Annotated in this window: 28 protein-coding genes and 3 pseudogenes; 10 read left to right on the top strand and 21 right to left on the bottom strand. The window is 66.2% G+C overall.

Features of this window, described 5'->3' with window-relative positions; all coding sequences use genetic code 11:
* Window positions 1-247: 247 nt before the first annotated feature.
* A complete protein-coding gene (locus ACQVLG_RS25685) occupies window positions 248-1,633 on the top strand; it encodes a sigma 54-interacting transcriptional regulator (protein WP_474291658.1) in 1,386 nt (461 codons plus the stop codon).
* 6 nt (window positions 1,634-1,639) lie between these two features.
* Here the strand turns inward: ACQVLG_RS25685 and ACQVLG_RS25690 are convergent, their stop codons facing one another.
* The 10 genes from ACQVLG_RS25690 to ACQVLG_RS25735 all read right to left on the bottom strand — a co-directional run bounded on the left by ACQVLG_RS25690 (window position 1,640) and on the right by ACQVLG_RS25735 (window position 9,866).
* Window positions 1,640-2,374, bottom strand: coding sequence for an amidohydrolase family protein (locus ACQVLG_RS25690; protein WP_474291659.1), 735 nt, complete (start codon window positions 2,372-2,374; stop codon window positions 1,640-1,642).
* Window positions 2,375-2,390: 16 nt separating this feature from the next.
* Window positions 2,391-3,041 (bottom strand): hypothetical protein, encoded by a 651-nt coding sequence (locus tag ACQVLG_RS25695; RefSeq protein ID WP_230539548.1) that lies wholly within the window; start codon window positions 3,039-3,041, stop codon window positions 2,391-2,393.
* 34 nt (window positions 3,042-3,075) lie between these two features.
* On the bottom strand, window positions 3,076-3,573 hold the full coding sequence (locus tag ACQVLG_RS25700; RefSeq protein WP_474291660.1) for a GIY-YIG nuclease family protein: 498 nt from the start codon (window positions 3,571-3,573) through the stop codon (window positions 3,076-3,078).
* Between the two features lie 345 nt (window positions 3,574-3,918).
* Window positions 3,919-4,965: an aminotransferase class I/II-fold pyridoxal phosphate-dependent enzyme gene (locus ACQVLG_RS25705; RefSeq protein ID WP_474291661.1), complete on the bottom strand. Its 1,047-nt coding sequence runs from the start codon at window positions 4,963-4,965 to the stop codon at window positions 3,919-3,921.
* Between the two features lie 20 nt (window positions 4,966-4,985).
* On the bottom strand, window positions 4,986-5,822 hold the full coding sequence (locus ACQVLG_RS25710) for a hypothetical protein (protein ID WP_474291662.1): 837 nt from the start codon (window positions 5,820-5,822) through the stop codon (window positions 4,986-4,988).
* Window positions 5,823-5,848: 26 nt separating this feature from the next.
* Complete coding sequence (locus tag ACQVLG_RS25715) at window positions 5,849-6,622, bottom strand: hypothetical protein (RefSeq protein ID WP_474291663.1); 774 nt, start codon at window positions 6,620-6,622, stop codon at window positions 5,849-5,851.
* Window positions 6,538-7,149 carry a hypothetical protein gene (locus ACQVLG_RS25720; RefSeq protein WP_474291664.1) on the bottom strand — a complete coding sequence of 204 codons (612 nt, stop codon included), beginning with the start codon at window positions 7,147-7,149 and terminating at the stop codon, window positions 6,538-6,540. The genes ACQVLG_RS25715 and ACQVLG_RS25720 overlap by 85 nt, the downstream gene beginning before the upstream one ends.
* Before the next feature lie 10 nt (window positions 7,150-7,159).
* Complete coding sequence (locus tag ACQVLG_RS25725) at window positions 7,160-8,515, bottom strand: hypothetical protein (RefSeq protein ID WP_230539544.1); 1,356 nt, start codon at window positions 8,513-8,515, stop codon at window positions 7,160-7,162.
* A gap of 4 nt (window positions 8,516-8,519) precedes the next feature.
* The gene (locus ACQVLG_RS25730; RefSeq protein ID WP_230539543.1) at window positions 8,520-9,239 is read right to left on the bottom strand and encodes a hypothetical protein; all 720 of its coding nucleotides are present in this window, start codon (window positions 9,237-9,239) and stop codon (window positions 8,520-8,522) included.
* Between the two features lie 63 nt (window positions 9,240-9,302).
* Window positions 9,303-9,866 carry a hypothetical protein gene (locus ACQVLG_RS25735; protein ID WP_474291665.1) on the bottom strand — a complete coding sequence of 188 codons (564 nt, stop codon included), beginning with the start codon at window positions 9,864-9,866 and terminating at the stop codon, window positions 9,303-9,305.
* A 32-nt stretch (window positions 9,867-9,898) separates the two neighbouring features.
* On the opposite strand from ACQVLG_RS25735, the gene ACQVLG_RS25740 reads away from it, so the two are divergent.
* Window positions 9,899-10,201, top strand: coding sequence for a hypothetical protein (locus ACQVLG_RS25740; protein WP_474291666.1), 303 nt, complete (start codon window positions 9,899-9,901; stop codon window positions 10,199-10,201).
* 276 nt (window positions 10,202-10,477) lie between these two features.
* On the opposite strand, the gene ACQVLG_RS25745 is transcribed toward ACQVLG_RS25740, so the two are convergent.
* On the bottom strand, window positions 10,478-10,609 hold the full coding sequence (locus tag ACQVLG_RS25745) for a hypothetical protein (RefSeq protein ID WP_474295907.1): 132 nt from the start codon (window positions 10,607-10,609) through the stop codon (window positions 10,478-10,480).
* On the opposite strand from ACQVLG_RS25745, the pseudogene ACQVLG_RS25750 reads away from it, so the two are divergent.
* The 3 genes and pseudogenes from ACQVLG_RS25750 to ACQVLG_RS25760 form a co-directional block, all read left to right on the top strand.
* Window positions 10,563-11,036 (top strand): annotated as a pseudogene (locus tag ACQVLG_RS25750) (DUF1800 family protein); the annotation flags it as partial. The gene ACQVLG_RS25745 and the pseudogene ACQVLG_RS25750 sit on opposite strands and share 47 nt — an antisense overlap.
* A gap of 64 nt (window positions 11,037-11,100) precedes the next feature.
* Window positions 11,101-12,066, top strand: a complete 966-nt coding sequence (locus ACQVLG_RS25755) for a DUF1800 family protein (RefSeq protein WP_474291667.1) — start codon at window positions 11,101-11,103, stop codon at window positions 12,064-12,066.
* Between the two features lie 9 nt (window positions 12,067-12,075).
* Window positions 12,076-13,521, top strand: a complete 1,446-nt coding sequence (locus ACQVLG_RS25760; RefSeq protein WP_474291668.1) for a DUF1501 domain-containing protein — start codon at window positions 12,076-12,078, stop codon at window positions 13,519-13,521.
* On the opposite strand, the gene ACQVLG_RS25765 is transcribed toward ACQVLG_RS25760, so the two are convergent.
* The 4 genes from ACQVLG_RS25765 to ACQVLG_RS25780 are packed head-to-tail and all read right to left on the bottom strand — an operon-like array spanning window position 13,518 to window position 15,120.
* Complete coding sequence (locus ACQVLG_RS25765) at window positions 13,518-14,369, bottom strand: dioxygenase family protein (protein ID WP_474291669.1); 852 nt, start codon at window positions 14,367-14,369, stop codon at window positions 13,518-13,520. The genes ACQVLG_RS25760 and ACQVLG_RS25765 overlap by 4 nt on opposite strands.
* On the bottom strand, window positions 14,327-14,491 hold the full coding sequence (locus ACQVLG_RS25770) for a hypothetical protein (protein ID WP_230539538.1): 165 nt from the start codon (window positions 14,489-14,491) through the stop codon (window positions 14,327-14,329). Before ACQVLG_RS25770 ends, ACQVLG_RS25765 begins: the two co-directional genes overlap by 43 nt.
* Window positions 14,492-14,494: 3 nt before the next feature.
* Complete coding sequence (locus tag ACQVLG_RS25775) at window positions 14,495-14,656, bottom strand: hypothetical protein (protein ID WP_230539537.1); 162 nt, start codon at window positions 14,654-14,656, stop codon at window positions 14,495-14,497.
* A 17-nt stretch (window positions 14,657-14,673) separates the two neighbouring features.
* A complete protein-coding gene (locus ACQVLG_RS25780; protein ID WP_474291670.1) occupies window positions 14,674-15,120 on the bottom strand; it encodes a Spy/CpxP family protein refolding chaperone in 447 nt (148 codons plus the stop codon).
* A gap of 193 nt (window positions 15,121-15,313) precedes the next feature.
* Here ACQVLG_RS25780 and ACQVLG_RS25785 point away from each other — a divergent pair, with 193 nt between their 5' ends.
* Both ACQVLG_RS25785 and ACQVLG_RS25790 read left to right on the top strand, forming a co-directional pair.
* Window positions 15,314-16,003 (top strand): response regulator transcription factor, encoded by a 690-nt coding sequence (locus ACQVLG_RS25785; protein ID WP_230539535.1) that lies wholly within the window; start codon window positions 15,314-15,316, stop codon window positions 16,001-16,003.
* 150 nt (window positions 16,004-16,153) lie between these two features.
* Window positions 16,154-17,527 carry a sensor histidine kinase gene (locus ACQVLG_RS25790; protein WP_474291671.1) on the top strand — a complete coding sequence of 458 codons (1,374 nt, stop codon included), beginning with the start codon at window positions 16,154-16,156 and terminating at the stop codon, window positions 17,525-17,527.
* Window positions 17,528-17,569: 42 nt separating this feature from the next.
* Here ACQVLG_RS25790 and ACQVLG_RS25795 read toward each other — a convergent pair whose 3' ends face one another.
* Entirely contained in the window at window positions 17,570-17,911 is a 342-nt protein-coding gene (locus ACQVLG_RS25795) for a FlxA-like family protein (RefSeq protein WP_474291672.1), read from the bottom strand.
* A 241-nt stretch (window positions 17,912-18,152) separates the two neighbouring features.
* On the opposite strand from ACQVLG_RS25795, the pseudogene ACQVLG_RS25800 reads away from it, so the two are divergent.
* Window positions 18,153-18,482 (top strand): annotated as a pseudogene (locus tag ACQVLG_RS25800) (PrpF domain-containing protein); the annotation flags it as partial.
* A 116-nt stretch (window positions 18,483-18,598) separates the two neighbouring features.
* On the top strand, window positions 18,599-19,300 hold the full coding sequence (locus ACQVLG_RS25805) for a PrpF domain-containing protein (RefSeq protein WP_474291673.1): 702 nt from the start codon (window positions 18,599-18,601) through the stop codon (window positions 19,298-19,300).
* 32 nt (window positions 19,301-19,332) lie between these two features.
* Here the strand turns inward: ACQVLG_RS25805 and dcd are convergent, their stop codons facing one another.
* The 4 genes and pseudogenes from dcd to ACQVLG_RS25825 form a co-directional block, all read right to left on the bottom strand.
* Window positions 19,333-19,902: a dCTP deaminase gene (gene dcd / locus ACQVLG_RS25810; RefSeq protein ID WP_034755486.1), complete on the bottom strand. Its 570-nt coding sequence runs from the start codon at window positions 19,900-19,902 to the stop codon at window positions 19,333-19,335.
* A 132-nt stretch (window positions 19,903-20,034) separates the two neighbouring features.
* Window positions 20,035-20,834 (bottom strand): annotated as a pseudogene (locus ACQVLG_RS25815) (alpha/beta fold hydrolase).
* A gap of 58 nt (window positions 20,835-20,892) precedes the next feature.
* Window positions 20,893-21,588: an HAD family hydrolase gene (locus tag ACQVLG_RS25820; RefSeq protein WP_474291674.1), complete on the bottom strand. Its 696-nt coding sequence runs from the start codon at window positions 21,586-21,588 to the stop codon at window positions 20,893-20,895.
* 21 nt (window positions 21,589-21,609) lie between these two features.
* Entirely contained in the window at window positions 21,610-22,371 is a 762-nt protein-coding gene (locus ACQVLG_RS25825; protein WP_230539529.1) for a sulfite exporter TauE/SafE family protein, read from the bottom strand.
* A 230-nt stretch (window positions 22,372-22,601) separates the two neighbouring features.
* On the opposite strand from ACQVLG_RS25825, the gene ACQVLG_RS25830 reads away from it, so the two are divergent.
* Entirely contained in the window at window positions 22,602-23,447 is an 846-nt protein-coding gene (locus tag ACQVLG_RS25830) for a substrate binding domain-containing protein (protein ID WP_474291675.1), read from the top strand.
* On the opposite strand, the gene ACQVLG_RS25835 is transcribed toward ACQVLG_RS25830, so the two are convergent.
* On the bottom strand, window positions 23,439-23,945 hold the full coding sequence (locus ACQVLG_RS25835; RefSeq protein ID WP_474291676.1) for an N-acetyltransferase family protein: 507 nt from the start codon (window positions 23,943-23,945) through the stop codon (window positions 23,439-23,441). The genes ACQVLG_RS25830 and ACQVLG_RS25835 overlap by 9 nt on opposite strands.
* Window positions 23,946-23,971 lie beyond the last annotated feature (26 nt).

The raw sequence follows: 23,971 nt of genomic DNA on the forward strand, positions 1-23,971 counted from the left end.
TAGAAAACGTCCATGGCGGCGTTGCATTGCCTCGCCGTACTATTCGTACTGTCTTCGGCAACGCGCCTTGCCCTGAACGTTTCTAGGCACTCTCGTGACGTTCGTTGAACTTCATTAATAGCGCCGCCTGATGTGCATCAGGCGGCGTTTTTCATTGTGCGCCTCCCGCGCACGCTTGCGCCAGATCAAACGGCTGGGGTATCGGGCTTCTAAGATGGGCGACTCGTGCCCTCGTGATGGCTGGCATATGACGCTCAAGGTGTGGCTGGAAATCGTGCAGCAGGCGGCGGCTGGCAGTGGCGCCTTGCTGATGGCGGCATTGAAGCAGGCTCAGGTAACTGTAGCCCGGCGGCACGATGGTGAAGAAGACAGCGCGGGCATCGTGCTGTTTGCCGAGGCCGATGCGGCGCTGCTGCAGGCGCTGCCGGCGCTGTGCGGCCATGCCCGCGTGCTGGCCATTGCCGCCTGCGGCCAGCCCCCCAGCTGCGCGCAACAGCGGGCCCTGATGGCCGCTGGCGCACGCGATGTGCTGCTGTGGCCGGCCGGCGGCGCCGATGCGGCCCCGGTGCTGGCGCGCCTGCAGCGCTGGCAAGCCGTGGCGCAGCTGCTGGCATCCAGCGCCGTGCGCCGGCAATTGGTGGGCGACAGCGCGGCCTGGACCGCCTTGCTGCACCAGGTGGTGGAAATGGCCGCCTTCAGCCAGGCCTCCGTGCTGATCACGGGCGAAACGGGCACGGGCAAGGATTTATTGGCGCAACTGGTCCACCGCCTCGGCAACTGCAGCGGCGACTTCACCATTCTCGACTGCACCACCCTGTCGCCGGACCTGGCCGGCAGCGAACTGTTCGGCCATGAACGGGGCGCCTTTACGGGCGCGTCTGGCGCGCGCGACGGCGCTTTCGCCCTGGCGGACGGCGGCGTGCTGTTTCTCGACGAAGTAGGCGAACTGCCGCTGCCCCTGCAGGCGCAGCTGCTGCGCGCCATCCAGGAGCGCAAATACAAGCGCGTGGGCGGCAATACCTGGCAGCCGACGCAATTTCGGCTGGTGTGCGCCACCAACCGCGAACTGGAAGACGAAGTGGCGCGCGGCGCCTTCCGCGCCGACCTGTACTACCGTATCGCCGGCTGGCGTTGCCAGGCGCCGCCCCTGCGCGAACGCCAGGACGATATCCTGCCCCTGGCCCGCCATTTCCTGGCCGAACTGGCGCAACGCCCCGCGCCGCCGCTGGACGCCGCCGTGCGCGAATATTTGCTGCTGCGCGACTATCCGGGCAATGTGCGCGAACTGCGCCAGACCGTCACGCGCATCTGGCACCGCCATTGCGGCCCCGGCCCCATCACCATCGGCGCCCTGCCCCCCGAAGAGCGGCTGCTGGCGCCGCTGTGGCCCGACCAGCACTTCGAGGCGGCCGTGCGGCGCGCCCTGGCCCAGGGCTGCAAGCTGTCGCACATCACGCGCTGCGCCACCGACATGGCCATCCGCCTGGTGCTGGCCGATGAACACGGCAACAACCAGCGCGCCGCCGCCCGCCTGGGCGTGACGGACCGCGCCCTGCAGATACGCCGCAAGGCGGCTGCCTGCGCGACGCAAGCGGCTGCAGCCGCCTTGCCGGCCTCGCCAGCCGCGCTTTGATCTGCCTCAAGCCAGTCCCGCCAGCCGCAAAAAATTCCCCCCCGTGATCAGCGCCATATCCAGCGACGGCAAGCCCAGCAGCTCAATCTTGTGCAATTCCAGCCCCGGATGCAGCCAGGGGCCATCCGAGCCGAACAAGACCTTGTGCGGCCCCGCGCGCCGCACGGCCTGCTGCAGCAAGTCGAAACGGCGCACGCCGGAACTGTCCGTATAAATGTTAGCGTGACGAACCAGGTGATCGATCAGCGCCAGCTGGGCCGCCCAGTCGTCGGCGAAGCTGCCCAGGTGGGGCAGGATGAAGTTGACGTCGGGATACTGCTGCGCCAGCAGTTCGGCCACGGCCACTTCGCCGGCCGGGTCGTACAGCACGGGCAAGCCGAAGAAGCGGGCTGCGTCGCACACTTCGCCGCTGATGCGCGCGTCCAAGCGGTGCGCCTTGATGCCGACAAAGCCGTAGCGCTCGACGGCCGTGCGCAGCAAGTCCTGGATGCGGCCCCGGTCGCGCCGCGCATGCACGAAGGCAAAGCCGTAAAAACGCCGGGGATCGGCAGCGACCAGGCGCGCCACGCCGTGGTTGGCAATCGCGTAATCGGAGTGAAATGTAGCGAACAGCACGCTGCGGGCGATGCCGGCCGCCTGGGCGCGGCGCAAATAAGCATCGAGCGGCGCATCGCTGTCCCACGGCCCGCTCAAGCCGTCGCCGGGACCGGCGTGGCAGTGGCTATCGATGACCAGCGCCATGGCCGCCTCCCTGCGCTCAGTTCCAGTCGCCCATGACGACGATGCGGTTGCCGCGCCGCCGCCAGCGCCCGCTTTCCTCCTCCTGCTGCGGCGCAGGCGAGCGGAAATGCGGCAATTGCTGGTGCAGGGCCCGCGTCAGCGCGCTTTCCACGGCGCGCGCACTGCCATCGCCGTCGGCCGCCAGGCGGGCCGCCTGTCCCGCGATGCGCACGAAACGGCGCGCCATCTCCAGTTCGCGGTCGGCCGGCGCCTCGGCTGCCATTTCCAGCTCCAGCGCATTGCTGGCCGCGCGCCCCAGGGCCGAGCCCAGCGCCGTGCCCACGCCCGGTATCGGGATCATCGAGCCGAGGGCGCCGCCGACAAAGGGCAAGGCCGTCTTGGCCACGGCCTTCAAGGCGCCGCCCAGGGGCTTGGCCACCTTGGCGATGGTGGAACCCACCTTCTTGACGCCCTTCCACACGCTCTTGAAGACATTGCCGAGAAACTGCTCGAGTTCCTCCTCGCTGGCCACTTCCAGCAATTCCATGGCCAGCTGCAATTCCTCCTCTTCGCCGAAGACGGCCGGCGCCGTGCCCTTGCCGGGCCAGTCCCGGCCGAATTCCAGCACTTCAAACGCGGCGCCGGCCCGTTGCCGGCATTGCGCGCATGCGCATTCGAGTTGGTGCATGATGCTCTCCTTCGCAGTTATCAAGGTGCTATCGTCAACTCCACATTTCACCGAGCACGGCCAGTTCCAGTTCGCGCCGCTGGTTGGTCAGCACGCCGCGCTGGTTGGCAAACATGTCGTCGTGGATGCGCTGCTCGATGCGCCGCCGCTGCGCCGCCGAGGACAGGGGCGCCACGTACACCTGGTGCCCGCTCAGGTCCACGCCCATCATCTGGCCGCACAGCCGGTGCTGCAGCAAACGCCGGTGCAGATCGTCCGTCTGGCCGCTGTAGGCGCGGCGCCGCCCGCCCGCATCGAATTCGATCACGTACATGCCCGGCCCCCGGCCATTCGGGTCAAGCAGGGCATTGGCCAGCGTCCCCAGCGCCAGGTAATTCAGGGCGGCCGCTTCCGGCACCCGGCCCATGGTGCCGGCCAGGGTGGGCGGGATCTCGCCCTGCTGCTGGCCGTCGTCCTGCCCCTGATCCGCCCCCTGGTCCAGTCCCTGGTCCGCATCCGGCTCCTGCTGGTCGCCAAAAGCCGGTTCCGCCACGGGATAGGGCGCGGGATACAGCGTGGATAAATGGCGGGATAGCCGCCCCAGCCCCGGTAGCGCGGCGGCAGATAGGGCAAGGGCTGGGCAGCATAGCGGGGCGGCCGGCGGCCCTGCCCCTGGTAGCGCGGCGGCGCGGGACGGCGCTGTCCGCGCAACGGTGGCCGCGCGCGCAGCCCGCCGCCGCGCATAGCGCCGCGAGCGCTACCGGGACGCGGGCGTTCGCCCTCCCATTCGGCCTCGGCTTCGTCCTCCCCTTGCCATTCCTGCGACCACTCCTGCGACCATTCCCCCAGCCACTCCTGCTCGCCGGCCCCTGTTGGCTGCCCCGCAAAGGGCAGCATTTCAAACGCTTCGTTCATATCGCCTCCTGATGTGATGTTCAAGCAAGTCCATTGCCTGTTGCAGTTGCCCGGGCGCCTGGTCGGCCCGCAGCAGAAAAGTCAGCGCGCCGGGACCATCCCCCGCTTGCGCCAGCGCCAGCACGCCAGCCGCGCGCAAGGCTGGCTGCAAGTGGGCGCGTCCGGGCAGGCGCTGCACGGGGAAGCTGCCGCCCCGGCAAGCGATGCCGGCAGCCGCCATTCCGCTGCGCCATTGCGCCACCCTGTCCGCCAGCCTGGCGCGCAGGACGTCGCCGTGCCGCGCATTGAGCACCAGCGCCCGCCGCGCCGCCGCCAGCACGGCGGCCGAGGGCGGGCTGGCATGCACGCGCGTCTGGCTGTGCGCTTCGAAGCGCCGCAGCAGGGCGCCGCTGCCTGCCAGCACGGCCAGCGGCACGCCAAAACCCTTGGCCAGCGAGGCGCCGACGATCAGGTGGCCGCCCGCCTTGTCGTAGCCGCCCGGCAAGCCATGCAGCCGCGCCGAGCCGCCACCGTGCGCGCCCATCACGCCCAGCACCTGTGTATCGTCCAGCAGCAGATAGCCGCCCCCCTGGCGCGCCAGGGCCGCATAGGCGGCCAGCGGCAAGGCCTGCTCGCTGCCCGGCACATAGCCATCGGCCAGGATCAAGGGACGCCGCCCTTGCCTGCCCCAGGCCGCCACTAGGCGCCGCAATGTTCCCATCTCGCCGCTGGGAAACAAACGCAGCGGCAAGCCCAGCGCCCGCGCCCGCTCGGCGCCCCAGCGGGCGATGGCGTAGCTGCCGCCATCGATGAGGATCACGAGCCGCTCGGCAGCCAGCATGCCGAACAGGTCCCAGAACAGGTGCAGGGTCGACGGCAGCACGCAAGCCGCCTCGCAACCTTGCAGCACCGCCAGGCTTGCTGCCAGCGCCTGCGCGCCCGGCAGCTCGCGCAGCGCCGCCGGCTGGCCCAGGCTCAAGCTGCTCCATGGCGCCAGCGCGGCCGCCGGATGGCGCATACCCAGGTACAGGGCACTGGTAAAGTCGAGCATGCACGCGCCCCGCCCCCGCCCTAGACACTGCGCAGCTGCTGGCTCAGGCGCTGGCGCAGCAACACCGAGGGCATCGTCGCTTCGACCACCGGGTCGCTGCTGTCGACGGACAAATCCACCCCGGTGGCGGCGCGGTAGCCGTGGATATAGCCCTGCACTTGCGGACGCCAGAAACGCGCCCAGTTGAAGGCTTGCGTGGGTTCATAGATATCGCTCCAGTTGCCGTAGCGCACGGAGAGCAGCAATTGCTCGCCAAAGATGGCCAGGTTGCGGAAATGCATCACGCTCGTATCGGTCCAGCCTTGCAGTTTCTTCATGGCATCAACGCGGTCCATCCACGGTTCCGGATACGCCACCATCACGCGCGTGGGCAAAAATTCGCGGAACTCGGGCCGCGCCAGCATCCATTGCTGCATCAGCATCTCGATGCGCGCCGTCGACGGCAAGTCGCCGAACTGGTTGTGCGCGCCCTGCGACAGGATCAGGTGGATTTCCTTCAAGGCATTCAGCACGGGGAAGGCATCCGCCTTGACGGTGGTGTCGTCGTCCTGCTTGTAGAACGAGGTCAGCAGGCGCAGCAAATGGTGGAACGCTTCGAGGAATTTCGAGCGGCTGTCGGCCGGCCGGAAGTGCTGCACCGCCTTGCCATCGAGCCGCACGCCGTAATGGTGGTCGTACTCGTAGTTGCGGCGCACCACGGTCAGCCGGTGCTGCTCATCTTGCGTGTATCCCCACAGCAAGTTATTCAGGGGACGCAGCATGTCGATTTCCGTGTTCGACAGGGGATCGAGGCCGCCGCCGGACGCGCGCAGGTTCTGGAAACGCTGCGTGATGGCATTCATGGTTTGCACCAGCATGCCTTCTTCATGCCAATACGACCAGATCAGTTCCAGCAGGCAAGGATTGGCCAGCTTTTCCTGGATGATGCCAAAGCACAGGTCGACTTCGCCCTCCTGCCCCGCGGGATGCTGATGGGGATGTCGGGCAGCTTGCGGCGGATCACGGCCAGGTAGGGCAAGGTCTGGAAGCCATCGATGTTTTCCAGGTAATCGTTGCGCAGCACGGTTTCCAGGTCGCGTCCCTGGGGAATGTCGCGCCGGTCCAGGTAGGCGTTGTCCTCGGCCGGATTGAAGGCCAGCGGCTGGTTCAGCACGCCGCAATTGACCATCACGAACGCTTCCGTCGCCACTTTCAGCACGCGGTAGGAATCCGAATCCGAGAATGGCAGCGCGCGGCGCTGCTTGAGCTGCTGGAACATGTCGGCCTTCTTGACGAAGCGTTCCTGCTCGAAGCCGCGCACATTGGCCAGGTCGCCGCAAAACAGGCTGTCCATGAAATGCAGGTAATTCGTAAACGACATCGCCTCGGTGCTGTTGCGTATCAGGGTCCACAGCGGCAAGTCTTCCGTCGGCTCCGTTTCCGTGCGCGTCAGCGACACGCCCACATTGCCGGAGATGGGCTGCGGCTGGCGCTCTTCCGTCTCGTATTCCGCGTCCACGGCCAGCATGGCGTTCGGGCTCAGCCCCTCGGGCACGGGCAAGGCGCTGCGCAGTTCCGGCCGCTGCGACAACATCATCTGCGCCGCGAAACGGTGCATGCCGGCGCGCCGCACGGGCGTGGAAAACGCGTTCGGCGTGCCGCGCGCAGGGGTACCCACGGCGAGGCGGCCAGCACCTGCACCAGGTCGCGTCCATCGGCGCTTTGATCGCCGTCAAACGAGACGCTGGCCACGGCGCGGTCGCCCACCCTGCCGAAATTGCAATCGCTGGGCTGGCATTCGGGCGTCTCGAATGCCAGCCCGACCTGCGGATTGAGGTGGGGCTTGAAGCACAGCACGGCGCTGCAGCCTGCCTGCACCGTCACGCACTGGGGCGCGGTGGTGGGGAAATTGCCGTACACCCCCACGTAGCTGCCCGTCGCCAGGTCGGAAAACACGGTGCAGCCACGGCCATCCGTCCAGCGCACGCCCACCAGCATGGCGGGATCAGCTACCCAGGTGGCGGGATCGAAATTATGGCAATCCGCGTCAAGCCCCCGGTACAGGCTGACGGCGGCATTGACGACCATGACCCCGCTATCCTGTTCGTGTACGGTCACGGCGATGCTGCCGCCGCGGTGTATCGGGCCAGCCTGGCCCGCCCCCCTGCTCTTGCCACCCATCTTGCTGCTGATCTTGCTGCTCATGTCATTCTCCTCAATGGATAATCAAACGGGATGCCAGGGGCGCTACCGCCCTGCCGGGCCGGCGGCCATGCCGCACGACGTCGGCGCACAGCTCCGACGTGTCCAGGGTGCTGCGCAGGGCCCAGTGGGTCAGCAGGCGTCCCAGCAGCTCGCTTTCGTCTTCCGGACTCAGGCTGCCGCTGGCGCGCGCCTGGCCCAGCACGGCGAACACCAGGGTCGGCGCGGCCGCGTACATCTGCCCCGGCGCCAGGTTCCAGCTGCGAAACAGCCGCGCCAGCATGGCCGGTTGGCGCGTGTGCACGGCCATCGCCTCGGCCAGCGAGCCGCCGCGCAAGGCCGGCGGGCGGTGCTGCACCAGCAAGCCCACGAGGGCCGCCATGCTGGCCTGCAGCTGCTCCAGCAGGCGCTGGCGGGCCGGCGGCAGGCCGGTCAGCGGGTAGTACGACAGCCACAGCTGCTCCAGCCGGCTCCATTGCGGATGCGGATACAAGGCCCGTCCCATGGCGCAGCTCAGGCGTACCCGCAGCCAGGGCACCGGATGGGGATCGTCGATATTGAGACGGAAGACAAACACGCGCGGCAGGCTGACCACGCCGATCAGGCCCAGGGTGGCAGCCACGCCGACCCGCGCCAGCGACCAGAAATCGGCCACGATCTCGGAAATCCACCGCTCCCACAGCTGCCACACGTGCACCAGGCCGCTGCCGCCATGCTGCATGGCTTGCAGCATGGGCCGCAGGGACGCCACCAGGTCCAGCAGGGCCGCGCCCTGGTGGCCCACCTCGTGCACCAGCGACGAGGCGATGCTGCTGCCGATCATGCGTTCGCGCGGCAGGCGGATGATGGCGACGGGATTGTCGCCGCCGCCCGGCAGGCGCGTGCGCGCGCGGCGGATGGCGGCGCCCGGCCCCCGGTCCAGGTAGCAGATCACGGGCGGCGCCTGGTACACATTGCCGGGCAGCGCCAGCGCGTCGGCGGCGACGATGTCGAGGCCGGCCAGCCACACGCCCGTCTTGTGCTCGCTGCGCTGCGTGATGACTTCGTTGAACAGGTCGAACTGGGTCAGCGCGGCGTTGAATTTCAGGCGCAGGAAGGTGAAGCGGCGCTGTGCCTCGGCGGCGGTGGCCATGCTGGCGCCATCGGCCGCTTCGCGCCGCAGCCAGGCCTGGAACTGGGCCACCATGCGCCGCAATTCGCGCCGGCCCTGCACCAACTGGCTTTCGATGGCCGACTGGGCGCTGGGCATCAGGGCCGCTGCCAGCACCGTCGGCTCGATCAGCGCGAACGGCTCCAGCCGCGCCAGCCGCGTCAGCAGCGAGCGCGCCTCCTGTGCCAGCATCCAGGCGGCGTAAGCGCCGATGGCCATGATGTCAGACGCCGTACAGGACGATTTTGTGGCCTTGCCGCGCCCAGCGCCCGCTGGACGGACGCATGCCGGCCTGGCTGCGCGCGGCGCCCGGCGCCTGGCTGCCCGCGCCGCTGCCATTCTGCACCGCGACCTGGCCTCCGGGACGGCCCAGCAAGCCGGGCGCGAACTGGCGCGCCGCCGCGCTGGCCGCCGCCTGGGCGATGGCGCGCGGGTCGCCCGCACCGCGCGCTTGCGCGGCGCGGTTGACGGTATCGGCGGCCAGGCGCACGAACTGCTTGGCGCCCTCGAATTCGCGGTCTTCATTCGACGACGCCTCTCCTTCCAGCCCCAGCGCGCTGCCGGCCGCCGAAGCGAGGCCGCTGCCGATCTTGGCCCCCAGCGGGCCGCCGAAATAGCCGCCGATGGCGCCGCCGGCCAGGGGAATCGCCTTCTTCGCCACGCCCTTGAGTACGCCACCGATGGCTTGTCCCACGGGCGACTTGATGATGCCGCCCGCCACGGAGGCGGCCTTGCGCAGGAAATTGCCAAGAAACTGTTCCAGTTCGGCTTCATTGCTGACCGACAGCAGTTCATTGGCAAGTTCCATCTCCTCGGCTTCGGAAAACATCGCGTTTGAGCCGCCCTCGCCGCTCCACTCGCCCTGGCCGAACTCGAACTGCTCCGCTTCAAAGCCGGACATCTCCTGCCCGTATTCCAGGGTCGTACGATCTAAGTCATGCATGATGAGCTCCTCAAAGTTAGCACCTCGGTTGACACTACAGTGCCGGACGAACTGGCCGTCCGGCTAACAATCGAGCACGACGATGTGCCCGCCCTCGCGGCGCCAGCGGCCAGCGTCCCGTCCCGGCGTTTGCGCCGCCTGCCTGAGCAAGCCTGGCGCCACGCTGCGCGCCACTTGCAGCAGGGCAGTTTCCACCCGCGCCCCGGGCGCGCGCCGGTCCATGCCGTCTTGCGCCAGTGCCGTATTGACGGCATCGATCAGATGCACGACCTGGCGCGCCAGTTCGAATTCCTTGTCTTCCGGGCTCAATCCTTCCAGTTCCATGCCGAAGATGCCTGCCGCGCGCCGCTTGAGCGCCTGCGGCGAACCGCCGTGCAGCGGCAGCAGGGGCGCCACCACCTTGCCCAGCAGCTGGCGCAGCGGCCCTTCCAGCGGCGTGCCGCGCACCTGCTGGCCCGCCGCCGTGGCGCCCAGCTGGCGCGCCAGGAAAGCATCGAACTGGGCCGGCCCCTGCAATTCCAGCAAGTGCGCCGCCAGGGCCAGCTCATCTTCCTGCTGCAGGGGCGGCGTGGCCGGTGCGTCGGGTAATTCCATTTCGGGACGATAGGCAAGCAGGCGGCTGGTCATGACAGGCTCCGGAGAAGTCGGGCCAGTGGCCCATGCCTCCCTTACGCAAGGGTCATGCCAGCCATACGCCAAGGGGAAAGAACGGCGCCAGCGGCGAACGGCGTTTCGCCGATAGCGTAAAAACCACCGTTGCCGGCGAAGCGGGTTTCGTTGTCAAGATGAGCTTTCAAACAAGCTTAATTGGCAGGAATGATTACGTGGCCTATCCGCCACAGTGGCCGTACCCGGCAAAAAAAAATTTTCCATTTTCAAAAAATAAACTTCGCCCTACCTCGCCGAAAACACCGCCAACGCCACCTCAACGCACAGCAAAAATAAACGTGGCCAACACGTAAATAGTTAATTGGAAACAGGATTTTGGTAGGCAAGCCCTACAATTAGCGGGCCAGAATTTGATTGCCTGAAAGAAACTAAATGACTGACCCTACTTTGCGCCGCTTGCTGGCCATTACCTTGCTCAGCCTGCTTTCCGCCTGTGGCGGTGGCGGCGACAGCAAGACCGGCTCCACCCCGAATCCGGACATATCAGCCGTCCCGCCGGCGACCACCGCCCCCGGCACCGCGCCAGGCGATACCATTCCGCCGCCGCCCCTGACCACGCCGCCGGCGAATCAGACGGCCACCTTCTCGCGCCAGGAAGCGTCGCGTTTCCTGGGCCGCGCCACGTTCGGGCCGGACATGGCGGCCATCGATGCGCTGGCCGCCAGCGATAGCGACGCCTGGTTCCGCGCGCAGTTTTCCAAGCCGCAAACCTTGCACCGCAAATATATCGACGCCAAATATCCCGCAGCGGGCGCGGCGGCGACCCAGGCCAGGCCGAACGACTTCTATGAATCGTTCTGGCAGCAGGCCGTGCGCGGCGACGACCAGTTGCGCCAGCGCGTGGCCTTTGCCTTGTCGGAAATCTTCGTCGTTTCCACGCAAAACGAGGCCGTGTGGCCGCAAACGCGGGGTGTCGCCAGCTACTACGATATGCTGGGGCAACATGCGTTCGGCAACTTCCGCACCCTGCTGCAAGGCGTGGCCACCCATCCGATGATGGGGCTGTATCTGTCGCACCTGCGCAACCAGAAGGAATCGGCCACGCGCACGCCCGACGAGAATTTCGCGCGCGAGGTGATGCAGCTGTTTACCATCGGCCTGTACCAGCTGAATGCGGATGGGTCATTGAAATTGTCCGGCGGCAAACCCATCGACACTTACACGCGCGACGATGTGAGCGGACTGGCGAAAAGTGTTTACGGGCTGGAGCTGGGCCGGGCCGGACCAGGCCGCGAACCGTTTTTTTGGCAGCGTGGCCGATCCGGACCGCGACTGGAAGCCGATGCAGCTCTATGCGGCGTATCACTCGACCAGCGAAAAACGCTTTCTGGGCGTCAGCGCGGCGGGCGCGGCCGGCGGCGAAGCGGACATGGCGCTGGCCCTCGACACCCTGTTCAACCATCCGAACGCGGGCCCCTTCTTTGGCCGCCAGCTGATCCAGCGCTTAGTGACCAGCAATCCCGGCCCCGCCTACGTGGGCCGGGTCGCGGCCGCCTTTGCCAACAATGGTTCGGGCGTGCGCGGCGACATGCAGGCCGTGATCCGCGCCGTGCTGCTCGATCCCGAAGCCCTGGCGCCTGCCGGCAGCAGCTTGCGCACGGGCAAATTGCGCGAACCACTGGTGCGCCTGGCTAACTGGATGCGCGCGTTTCACGCCAGGGATGCCGCCTTGCAATACCGCATCTACTATCTGAGCGACCCACTGTCGGGACTGGGCCAGAATCCCATGAACGCGCCGTCCGTCTTCAACTACTTCCGCCCCTCGTACGTGCCGCCCAATTCGGCGCTGGCCACGGCGGGCCTGGTGGCGCCGGAAATGCAGATCACGTCGGAGCCGTCCGTCACCGGCTACCTGAACTTCATGCAGGATGCCATCAGCGGCGGCGTGGCGGAAAACCGCGCCGTGCGGGCCGATTACTCGGCCGAACTGGCCCTGGCCGACCAGCCGGCCGCCTTGCTGGACCGGGTCAACTTGCTGTTGATGTCCGGCAATATGTCGTCCCGGCTGCGCACCAAAATCCTGTCAGCCGTCACGAGCATCGCGATTCCCGCCGCCAGCGGCAGCAATGCCGCGCAAGTGACGACGGCGAAAACCTACCGCGTGCACCTGGCCATTTTCCTGGCCATGGCCTCGCCTGAGTACCTGGTTCAAAAATAAGGAAGCTGCATGACTACCCCCTCTCATTTCTCGCGCCGCCGCTTCCTCGGTTCCATGCTGGGCCTGGCCGGCAGCACGGCCGCGCCCTTCGCCCTGAACCTGGCCGCCATGGGCCAGGCTGCGGCCCAGTCCGCCGACGACTACAAGGCCCTCGTCTGCCTGTTCATGGCCGGCGGCAACGATACCTTCAACACGGTGCTGGCCACCGACACGCCGTCCTGGAGTGAATATGTGCGCCTGCGCAACACGGGCGGCAGCGATTCCATCCACCTGCCCGGGGTCGGCGAAACGGGCGGCGTGCTGCCCATCGTGCCCGCCACGGCGCAGGCGGGCCGCAGCTTTGCCCTGCATCCCGCCCTTGCTCCCGTGAAAGACCTGTTCGACGGCGGCCGCGCCGCCATCCTTGCCAATGTGGGCACCCTGATCCAGCCCGTGACGCTGGCGCAATACAAGGCGGGCACCGTGGCGCTGCCGCCGAAGCTGTTTTCGCATAACGACCAGCAATCGACCTGGCAATCGGGCTTGCCGGAAGGCGCCAGCATCGGCTGGGGCGGGCGTCTGGGCGACCTGCTGGGCGCCGGCAACGCGAATGCGACGTTTACGGCCATCTCGGCCGCCTCGAACGCCCTCTTCCTCAGCGGGCGCCAGGTGCGCCAGTTCCAGGTGGGCCAGGCGGGTGCCGTGCCGATCCGCAATATCGGCAGCGGTTACCTGTTCGGCACCACCGAGGGCGAGACCGCCTTGCGCGACATCATCAGCACGGCGGGCGACGACCTGATGGAGCAGGAGCACGTGGCGACGGTGCAGCGCGCCATTTCCAGCCAGGGCGTGCTGAGCGGCGCCATGCTGGCGGCCGGCGCGGGCGGCGTGCCCAATCCGCCGCCCTATGTCAATCCGAACACGGGCGCGTCCGGCGTCAACCAGCTGGCCGTGCAATTGCAGACGGTGGCGCGCATCATCGGCGGGCGCAGTGCGCTGGGGGCAAAGCGGCAAGTGTTTTATGTGACCCTGGGCAGCTTCGACACGCATGACCGCCAAAAGGAGCTGCATGGCGACCTGATGGCGCGCCTGGCGCACGCGCTGGTGTATTTCGACGCGACCCTGGCGGCCCTGCAGGGCGCCGACGTGCGGCGCCAGGTGACGACGTTTACGGCCTCGGACTTCGGCCGCACCTTCAGCAGCAACGGCGACGGCACGGATCACGGCTGGGGCGCGCACCACTTTGTCGTGGGCGGCGCCGTCAAGGGCGGCGACATCTACGGCGCCTTCCCCGTCACGGGCCTGGGCCATGCGCTGGACGTGGGTTCCGGCGCCCTGCTGCCGACCACTTCCGTCGACCAGTACGGCGCCACCCTGGCCAAGTGGTTCGGCGTGGCCGACAGCCAGCTGGCCGACGTGTTCCCGAATATCGGCAACTTCGGCCGGCGCGACCTGGGTTTCATGACAGCAACTTAACCGTTCACGGCGATCACCAGGGTGGCGACATAGCCCTGCGTGGCATTGCCCGTCACCGTGGCCATCTGCAGGCTGGTGCCGTCACTGAAAACGTTGTCGCTGGCATAGCTGATCTGCGCCAGGTTGCGCACGCTGGCCGTGTAGCCGCTGGCCGTATAGGCCTCGTTCAAGGTTGCCATCGGGAAGGTGAACTGCGAGGTCTTGAGGCGGTTCGCGGCAGCAGCCGCCTTGGCCAGGCTGGGATAGACCTCGACATGCACGTGCGGCATGCGCCCGGCGTAGCAGCCGGGAAAGATGGTCGTGAAGCTGAGGTTGCCGGCGCTGTCCGTTTCCTGCACGCCGCGCAGGTAATTTTGCGCCGTCACGCCGCTCGAATACAGCGAATACAGACCGTCGCGGTCGCAATGCCATAGATACACGGCGTAGCCGGCCAAGCTGGCGCAGCTGCCGCTGGCGTTGAGCAACTGCAAATGGATGGTCAGCGGCACACCCGCCGCCACACCCGTGGCGCCGTTAAAACTGGCGCGGATATCGCTGCGCACGACGCCCGACTGGTTCAGCACGTTGATGATGCTGCCGCCATGCGTGTTCGTGCCATCGGCCGGATACGGCCCGCCCGTTTCCTCGGGAATCACGGAACAGGCGCCCGTGACGGGTGTCGTAGCCGTACCCGCAGCGGCAGAGCCGCTGCTTGCGGCGATACCGCTGGCGTCCGTGCCGCCGCCGCAGCTGGCCAGGGGCAAGGTGGCGGCGCCGGCCAGCAGCCAGCGCAGCACTTGCCGCCGCTCGGCCGCCTGTCGCCGCATCATTTCGAGGTCGGATGCCAGACCGTGACCATGTAGTTCCATACATACTCCATCAAGTGGGGCAAGCCCGCCAAGGCGGGGCTCAGGCTGGCGCACAAGAACAGGGCTTGCGTGGCCCGTTGCGAGAGCACTTTCCTGGCGGCAATGGCGAGCTTGCGTTCCATGCTTCAAGCCGTTGTATTGACCAGGTTGCCGCTGGAGGACAGGCTGCCGCCCGCACTCGCCGTGCCCAGGCTGCTGGTACTGCTGAAACTGCCGCTGCCGTCCAGGCGGCTGAACGCGCTCAGCTGACTGGTGGCGCTGGTCGAACTCAAGGCACTGATGCTCATGCTCAATCTCCTTTGGCTTATTGGGGCCGGCGCGGGCCGGAGCGGCCGTCGTGCCGCTGTTGCGCCTGCTTGCGCTGCTCCGGCGTCAGCACGGCCAGCAATTGCTGTTCCAGCCGCGCCTGCTGCAAGCTGATCGCCGCCATGGCTTGCGCCGCCGTGCTGGCCAGCGCGCCGGCCCTGGCATCGTCATAGGCATCGGATGCGGCCAGCGCGCGCAACTGCGCGTGGGCCTGGAAGGCGATCTTTTCCTGTTCCCGCAGCAAGGGCGCCTGGACGTGCGTGGCGGCGAAGACCTTGTCCTGCTGGGCTTCGCTCAGTTCGATACCGTGCAAAAACGGCGGCGGCCCCGGCATGGCGCGCGGCGGCGGACCATCCGGCGCGAATTCCTGCTGGGCCAGGGCGACCAGCGGCATGCTGCAGGCGGACAGCAGCAACAGGGACAGGACAATACTCAGGTGTTTCATCGGCTTTCCTTTCGTGGCGATCAGCCCTGATTGTCGGCGTCTAGCGTGTAAAGCAACGTTAGGGCCGCGTAAAAGCGTGTAAAGGACTGTAAGCAGGCATGTGGCCGTCACGATGTAAAAGCGGGTAAAAGCGTCCTGAACAGCCCCTGTTGACTGCTATCATCGGGCGATATTCACCCGAAAAAGCACAGGCATGAGCAAGGTTTTGTTAATCGATGACGACGTGGAACTGGTCGGCATGTTCCAGGAATACCTGACGCAGGAAGGTTTTGACGCCCGCGCCGTGCATGACGGCGAAAGCGGCGCGGCCGAAGCGCTGACGGGCCTGTATGCCATCGCCGTCCTCGACGTCATGATGCCGCGCATGAACGGCCTGGAAACCCTGCGCCGCATCCGTGCCGGCAGCAACCTGCCCATTCTGATGCTGACGGCGCGCGGCGACGATACGGACCGCATCGTGGGCCTGGAGCTGGGCGCCGACGATTACGTGACGAAACCGTGCACGCCGCGCGAGCTGACGGCGCGCATCCGCGCCATCCTGCGCCGTTCACAAGCGGCGCCGCACGATACGTCGGGCCTGGCGCCGCTGACCGTGGGGCAATTGACGATGTGGCCGGAACAGCGCCGTGCCGCCTGGGCCGGCGCGCACCTGGAGCTGACGAGCACGGAATTCAACCTGCTGGAAGTGCTGGTGCGCCACGCGGGCAAACCTGTGAGCAAGAATCAACTGTCGGAACTGGGCCTGGGCCGGCCCATGGCCCGCTTCGACCGCAATATCGACGTGCACTTGAGCAGCCTGCGCCGCAAGCTGGGCAGCCTGGCCGACGGCCGCTCCTGCCTGCAGACCGTGTACCGCCTCGGCTACCAGCTGATCAAGGAGTAAGCGTGGGACGCCTGTTCTGGAAGTTTTTTCTGTGTATCATGCTGGCGCAGGTGACGGCCACCATCGGCATCGGCGGCACCTTCTGGCTGAAAAAACCGGGCCGCGCAGCAGGAGCGGGCGCTCGACATCGATACCAGCCCGCCCGCGCAGATGGCCATCGAAGCGGCCAGCGCCACCCTGGAAGCGGGCGGCAGCCAGGCCTTGCGGCAATTTCTCGGCAAGATGGAACGCATGCGCGTGTTTGCCGTCGATGCCAAAGGGCAAGAACTGATGGGCCGCAGTGTCCATCCCGCCATGCTGGCCAAGGCGCGCGCCATGCTGGCGCAAAACCCGCCCCATCCCGTCGTGCGCACGGTCACCGGCAGCGACGGCCAGCGCTACCTGCTGTTCCTGCCCTCGTCCGAACGCTTCCGCAATGCCGAGGCGGGCGCCGCGCGCGACACCCTCAATGCCGTCGCCATGAGCGGCCCGCGCGCCATGGGAGCCGGACCACGCCCCAATGAAGCGGGCGCCCCGCCGCCACGCGGCGAATTCGGCCGCGGCATGCCGCCCGGCCCGCGCATGGACAGCCCCTACCGCACCTTCATTCCCCTGGCCGCCGCCATCGCTGCCAGCCTGCTGTTTTCCTTCTTGCTGGCCTGGTATTTTGCGCGCCCCATCCGCGAGCTGCGGCAAGCGTTCGAGGCCGCCTCGCACGGCAACCTGGCGCCCCGTTTTCACGCCAGCGGCAAGCGCGGCGACGAATTGACGGACCTGGGCCGCGATTTCGACCGCATGACGGGACGTTTGCGCCATCTCATGGATAGCCAGACGCGTTTGCTGCATGATGTCTCGCACGAACTGCGCTCACCGCTGGCCCGCCTGCAGGCCGCCATCGGCCTGGCGCACCAGCAGCCGGACAAGATGGACGCGTCGATGCAGCGCATCGAGCGCGAAAGCGAACGCATGGATAAACTGATCGGCGAGCTGCTGACCCTGTCGCGGCTGGAAGCGGGCGCCGGGCAAGCGGGAGCCGGGCAAGCGGGGGCCGGCTCCCCGCTCAGCGAAGACGTCGGCATCGCCGACCTGTTGCACGACATCGTGGAAGATGCCCGCTACGAAGCGAAGGCGCGCCAAGTGGATATCGCCCTGGCGGGCGACGCGGCCATGGCCGACGCCAGCGTCACGGGCCAGCCGGAACTGCTGGCGCGCGCCGTGGAAAACGTGGTGCGCAATGCCGTCAAGCACAGCCCCGATGGCGGCACGGTGGAAGTGAAACTGTCGCGCCTGCCTGATGGCAAGCAGGATCTGCTGCGCATCGCCGTGCTGGACCGGGGCCCCGGCGTGGCCCCAGCCGACCTGGTCCGCATTTTTGAACCATTCTTCCGCGCCAGCAATACCCAGCACAGCACGGATGGCCACGGCCTGGGCCTGGCCATCGCCCGGCACGTCATCGGCGCCCATGGCGGCCGCATCGGCGCCAGCCTGCGCAGCGGCGGCGGGCTGTGCGTGGAAATGCTGCTGCCCGTCAAAACGCCAGGCTGACCTGTCGGCGAGCCTGGCGTCTTTTACGCGCGGAGAATGCTGTTACGCTTGCGTATCGATGATGCTGCCCAGGGTGGACGAGCTTGACCTGGCCGGGCTGGCCGCCGTCTCGGCACTGCTGGCCGGCTGCGCATCCTGTTGCGCCGCCTGCTGCGCGGCCGCCGCTTGCAACTGAGCAATTTGCGCCTGCAAGGCCTGGATTTGCTGCGCCAGCTGCTGCTGCAGCTTTTGCGACGCGTCCGTCTGCTCGCCCTTCTGCGATTCCGTCAACTGCTTTTGCGCCGCCGTGATCTGCTTTTGCAGCGCCGCGATCTGCGCACTGCTGCCCGAACTGCTGCCACTGACCGCACTGACCGCGCTGCCTGAACCGATTGCCGCTACCATATTGCCTCCTTGATCATTCAATACCTTATTATCGGCGCGCAAGGTACTCAATACAGGGCGGCAAGTGTAAAGGCGGGTAAAGACGCCGCCACGCCATCCGCTTGCACACCAGCAAGAAAAACTGGCACACTGGCGCTTCCTGCCTTGACCACGATCAATGATGATGACGCCCCTGCTGCCCGCCCTGCCCGACCTCGTGCCCCGCCAGCGTTGCGGCGTGATCGAGTTTCCCGTCCACCACATGCGTGGCGGCACGTCGACGGGCCTGGTCTTGCATGCATCCTCCATGCCTGCGGACCCGGCGCTGCGCGACGAGTTGCTGCGCCACCTGCTGGGCGTGCCCCAGTCCGGCCGGCAGCCCGGCAACCGGCAGATCACGGGCCTGGGACGGGGCGCGCCCACCAGCAATAAAGTCTTCCTCGCTGACGTGGAGCAGCACGCGGGCCAGCCGCGCCTGGTCAGCACGCTGGCGCAGCTGGCCGGCGAGCATGGCGATATCGACTGGAGCGTGAACTGCGGCAATATGTCGTCCGCCCTGCAACTGTGGGGACTGGACAGCGGCGTGATCGAGGCGCTGGCCATCGGCGCGCACGACATCGATATCCGCAACACGAATACGGGCGTCATCACCACCTCGCGCATGGCGCGCGAACGCGACGGCAGCTTTACCGGCACTGAAATTCCGGCGTGCCCGGCAACTTCCCCCACGTCGACCTGTTCCTGCAGCAGCCGGCAGGCGCCAAGACGGGCAAATTATTACCAACAGGCAATGCGCAGGATGTGGTGCACGGTTATGCCGTCTCGTGCGTGGACGTGGCCGTGCCCATGGTCATCGCGCCAGCGAGCCAGTTCGGCAAGACGGCGCGCGAGTCCATCGCGGAACTGGAAGCGGACACGGCTTTCATGGCCGCCATCCGCCAGGTGTGGAGCGCGGCGGGCCTGCTGATGGGCTTGCGCAAGCGCGATGGCGGGTTGATGCCCCTGGAAGAACTGGAACGCAGCGAAACCATCCCCAAGTTCTGCATCGTGGGGCCTGCCGCGGGAGAGGGAAATATTGCTGTACGTTACTTTACGCCGCAAGCGGGCCACGCTTCGCTGGCCGTTTCGGGCGGCTGCTGCCTGGCGGCCGCTTGCCTGATACCGGGCACGGTGGCGCATGCGCTGGCGCGCGGCGTGCCGCCTGCCGGGCAAGTAAATGAGGAAATTGCACTGGGCATAGAAAACCCGGCCGGCATCCTGGCCACCACCATCGTGGCGCGCCAGACGGGAGACGCCATCGCCATCGACGGCGCGGCCTACCGGCGCAGCGCGCAAATCTTGCTACGCGGCCATGTCCCCCTGTACCAGCCGTCAACCGCGCTGAAGACGTGGCTGCTGAAACAGATTTAGAACAGGGCCGGCGCCCTGCCCGTTCAACGTCTTCAGGTTTTTGGCAGGGTCACGCCCACCTGGCCCTGGTATTTGCCGCCGCGGTCCTTGTACGACGTTTCGCACACTTCATCGGACTCGAAGAACAGCACTTGCGCCACGCCTTCGTTGGCGTAGATTTTCGCCGGCAACGGTGTCGTGTTGGAAAACTCCAGGGTCACATAGCCTTCCCATTCCGGTTCGAACGGGGTGACGTTGACGATGATGCCGCAACGGGCATAGGTGCTCTTGCCCAGGCAAATCGTCAGCACGTTGCGGGGAATGCGGAAATACTCGACCGTGCGGGCCAGCGCGAACGAATTCGGCGGGATGATGCAATAGCCCTTGCCCGACACATCGACGAAGTTATTCGCGTCAAAATCCTTGGGGTCGACGATGGTGGTGTTGATGTTGGTAAACAACTTGAACTCGTCGGCGCAGCGGATGTCATAGCCATAGCTGGAAGTGCCGTAGGAAACGATGCGGTTGCCGTCGCGTTCCTTGACCTGGCCCGGTTCGAACGGCTCGATCATGCCCGTTGTTTCCGCCATGCGGCGTATCCATTTATCGCTTTTAATCGTCATCGCAGGGGTATCTTTCTAGAATATCGAATGGCTGGGGCGGCGCGCCAGGTGCAGGCGCGGCCCGAATGGCAGGATTTTACGCGAAAATCCGCCGCTGTTGGCCCCCATCCCCTGAAAATCCTTGGCGTCAGGCTATTGTTTCGCCAGCAATGCCGTGATCATCTCGCGCACCACTTGCGCCGTCAGTTCCGGGTTTCCATGGGAAACAGATGCCCGCCCGGCACCTGGCGGAAAAACTTGCCGACCAGCTTGCGCGTGGCCGTCAAGCCCGCTTGCCGGCATTCCACCGACTCCGTGCCGCCGATAAAACCGATGGGCACGGGAAAACCATCCTTGACGAGGCCGCCGATATGGTGCGGCAAGCTGCGGTAGACATCGGTTTCCACTTCGCGCGTAAAGCGCAGCTGCACCCCGTCCGGATGGGGGACCAGACCGCTGTCTATATAGTCGCGCAAGACTTGCGGCGCCCAGATGGCGAACATGTCCTTGGCCGCGAAATGTTCATAGGCCGCCTGCGCATCGGGCCACAGCTTGCGCCGCCGGGCGGAAAAACGGGCGGGAGAGTAACGCTCGCCCAGCGCCGTGTTGCGCGCCAGGCGCACCAGCAAGGCGCGCCAGCCCGCCACCACGGGCGAATCGAGCAAGACCACGCAGCGCACCAGGTCAGGCCGCTGCTTGGCCACCATCACGCTGAGCATGCCGCCCAGCGAATGGCCGACGAGGATCACGGGCGCGCTGTAACGGCGCTCCAGGTCATCGATGTACTCGCGCACCAGCTCGGGCCAGCCCGTGCTGACGGGGTAATCCGGGTCGTGCGCATGCATGTCGAGCGCCTGCACATGGTAGTGCTGGCCCAGCAAGCCGAACAGCTTGCGGTAGGTGCCGGCAGGATAACTGTTGGCGTGGGCAAAGTGCAGTTGCGGGAGGGTCATCGTGGGACGGTGCCGGTGAATGCGATAAACAATTGTAATGGCACACCGGCAAGCCGTATCAGAGGAAGGCCTCTAATTGTCCCCGCGCCGCCGCCATGCCGGGCACGAACGAGGCCAGCACCTCGCCCAGCTCGGCGTTTGAATCCACCACGCAAAAAGCGTCGTCGAACGCATGGTGACGGTTCATGGAATTGCGCACGACGATGCATTCCAGCCCGGCGGCCCTGGCGGCACGCAAGCCGCGAGGCGAGTCTTCCACGGCCACGCAGTCGGCCGCGGCCAGGCCCAGGCGCTGCAGGCCCAGCTGGTAGCCATCGGGCGCCGGCTTGCTCTCGCCATACATTTCGCGCGTCAGCACGAAGTCGAAGTGCTGCAACAAGCCCGTGGCCGCATGGCTGATCCGGAAATGCTGTTCGTAGGCACTGGTGACCACGCCCATGGCCACGTGCGGGCGCAGCGCCGCCAGCACTTGCCCGATGCCGGGCATGGCCAGCCGGCGCGCCTGGCGCAGGCGTTGCGCAAACAGCACGGTGCGCTCGGCCCGCAGGCGTTCGACCAGTTCGATATCGTGGCCCTGCCCCAGCAACAGATGCCAGGCGCCGTAGTTATTGTCCAGGAACCAGTCAAAGAATTGCTTTGGCGTCAAGTCTATACCGTAGGGCAAGAGCAAGTCGCGGTTGCTTTCGTAAAACAGCTGCTCGGTGTTGACCAGCACGCCATCGTTGTCCCACAGCACGCCCTGGATGGTTTTCATGGCTTGTTGTCGTTCAAAAACTTACTTGAAGAAGATGTCGTAGGACAATTTCACGATCAGCAGCGCCAGCAGCACGAGGAAGAGGATGCGCACGAAGGCGGCGCCGCGGCGCACGGCGATCCAGGTGCCCGTCAGCGCGCCCAGGATGTTGCACACGGCCATAGGTGCGGCCACGGCGTAGACCACGTGGCCGGCGGGAATGAAAAAGGCCAGCGCGGCCACGTTGGTGGCGATATTCACCAGTTTCGAGCAGGCCGAAGCGAGGATGAAATCGAAGCCGAAGACGCGGATGAACAGGAAAATCAGGAAACTTCCCGTACCCGGCCCGAACAGGCCGTCATAAAAGCCGATGGCGCCGCCGATGACGATGGCCAGGACGCGTTCGCGCGGGCCGATGGGGCGCGCTTCGCGCGTCGTGCCGAAATCCTTCTTCATGAAGGTGTAAATCGCCATGATGATGATCAATACCAGCACCATGGGCCGCACCACCTGTTGCGGCACGTAGGACACGGCGGCCGCGCCGATAAAGGACATGACGAAGGCGCTGGCCACGGCGGGCAGCACCAGCAGCCAGGGAATATGCACCTTGCCGACAAACGAGCGGGCGGCAAACGTGGTGCCGCAGGCGGACGCCAGTTTATTCGTGCCCAGCAAGGACGTGGACGCCATGTTCGGCATCAGGTTGAACAGGGCCGGCAGCTGTATCAGCCCGCCCCCGCCCACGGCGGCATCGATCAGGCCGGCAAAGAAGGCAAATAAACACAGCAGCGAGATGGTCAGCATGATAGGCAATCTGGAATGGGCGACAGCGGCAGTATAGGCGCCGTGGATTTTTCCGGATGCAACTTCAAATTGCGGAAAACGCAATCAGGCGTAACGCTTGACGGAATGCGCCCCATGCGGTCTACTGGCTTCTTTTGCCGGGAGTCACGCGATGTCGATGAAACTGATGTGGGAGATCCGCGCCTTCTGCACCGTGGTGGAAAAACGCAGCTTCAATCCACGCGGCGCGCATGCTGGGACGCTCGCCGTCGGCCGTCACCCGCGCCATCCAGTTCCTCGAAGACGCCATCGGCGCCGAACTGATCCTGCGCACGCAAAAGCAGTTCACCCTGACGACGGCTGGCGAAACGTACTACGCGTCCGCCAAACACTTACTGGAAACGCAGGCCGAGGCGGAAGACCAATTAGCGGAATTGAGCAACTCGCCGCAAGGCTGGGTACGCATCTCGGCGCCGGAAATCCTGTCGCTGGGCTTCTTGCCGAAAGTGGTGGCGCAATTTTCGCGCGACTACCCGAACGTCTCCGTGGACATCCATTTCTCGGACAAATCCATCGACCCCATCCAGGAAAAGCTCGACTTTGCCATCCGCGGCGCCTTTCCCCAGTCCAGCGAGCTGATCGGCTATCCCCTGTGGAACTACCGCCGCTACATGTACGCCTCGCCCGACTATATAGAACGCATGGGCGCGCCCGACGAACCGGAAGAGCTGGCCAGCCACGACATCATCATGCACTCGGCCCCCCGCATCCTGCGCGACTGGCATTTCGTTTCCACCGAGCGCAACGTGCGCTACCAGGTGCAGCCGCGCTTCCGTTTTACTTCCGGCATCGCCACCTTCCAGGCCGCCCTGGAAGGCGCCGGCATCGTGCGCCTGGCCAGCTGGCTGGCCGAACCTGCTGTGGCCGCCGGCACCTTGCGCCGCGTCTGCACGGCATACCGGCTGACCTCGTCAAAGGAGCTGGACCCGAGCATCCATGCCGTGTATGGCACGTCGAGGATGGCCAAGGGGGCGCGCCTGTTCCTCGAATATGTGCGCAAAAGGGGGTTGAAGATACCGGATGAACGATTAAATTAACACCTGATCGGCGACGATGGCATCGCTGTACACGGCAAACTGCGCGCCATCGAAAATAAACCCGGCCACTTCGCGCATGCCCAGCCGTTCATGGGCGCGCAGCGACGCCAGATTGTCGCGCCGGATGAACAGCACGGCCTGCGCGCCCCGCCATTCCTCACGCAAGGCCGCGTACAGCAGCCCCGGCAAGCCCTGCCCCCGTTCCGATTCCGCAATACAGACGGGACCGTACACATAGGCGCCTCTTCCTCCCGCATACGCGGCCAGCATGGCCAATACCACGGGTGCCTGAGCCGTGGCTGTCGCCGCGCTGAACAGCACGCCAACGACAGGCCCTTCCGCCTCATGCCGCGCCACGATGACGGGCGACGCACCATCCGCCATGGCGGCCACCTTGTCGCGCGAAAACTCGCCCGTCAGGCTGCCGCCGTGCGAGGGGGAGTTGGCTTGCAGCAGGGCGGTGATGGCGTCGATGTCGGCGGTTTGGGCCGTACTCATTACATAATGAAGTGCCGGATTGCTCA

Source organism: Janthinobacterium sp. TPC_1 (assembly GCF_056037845.1).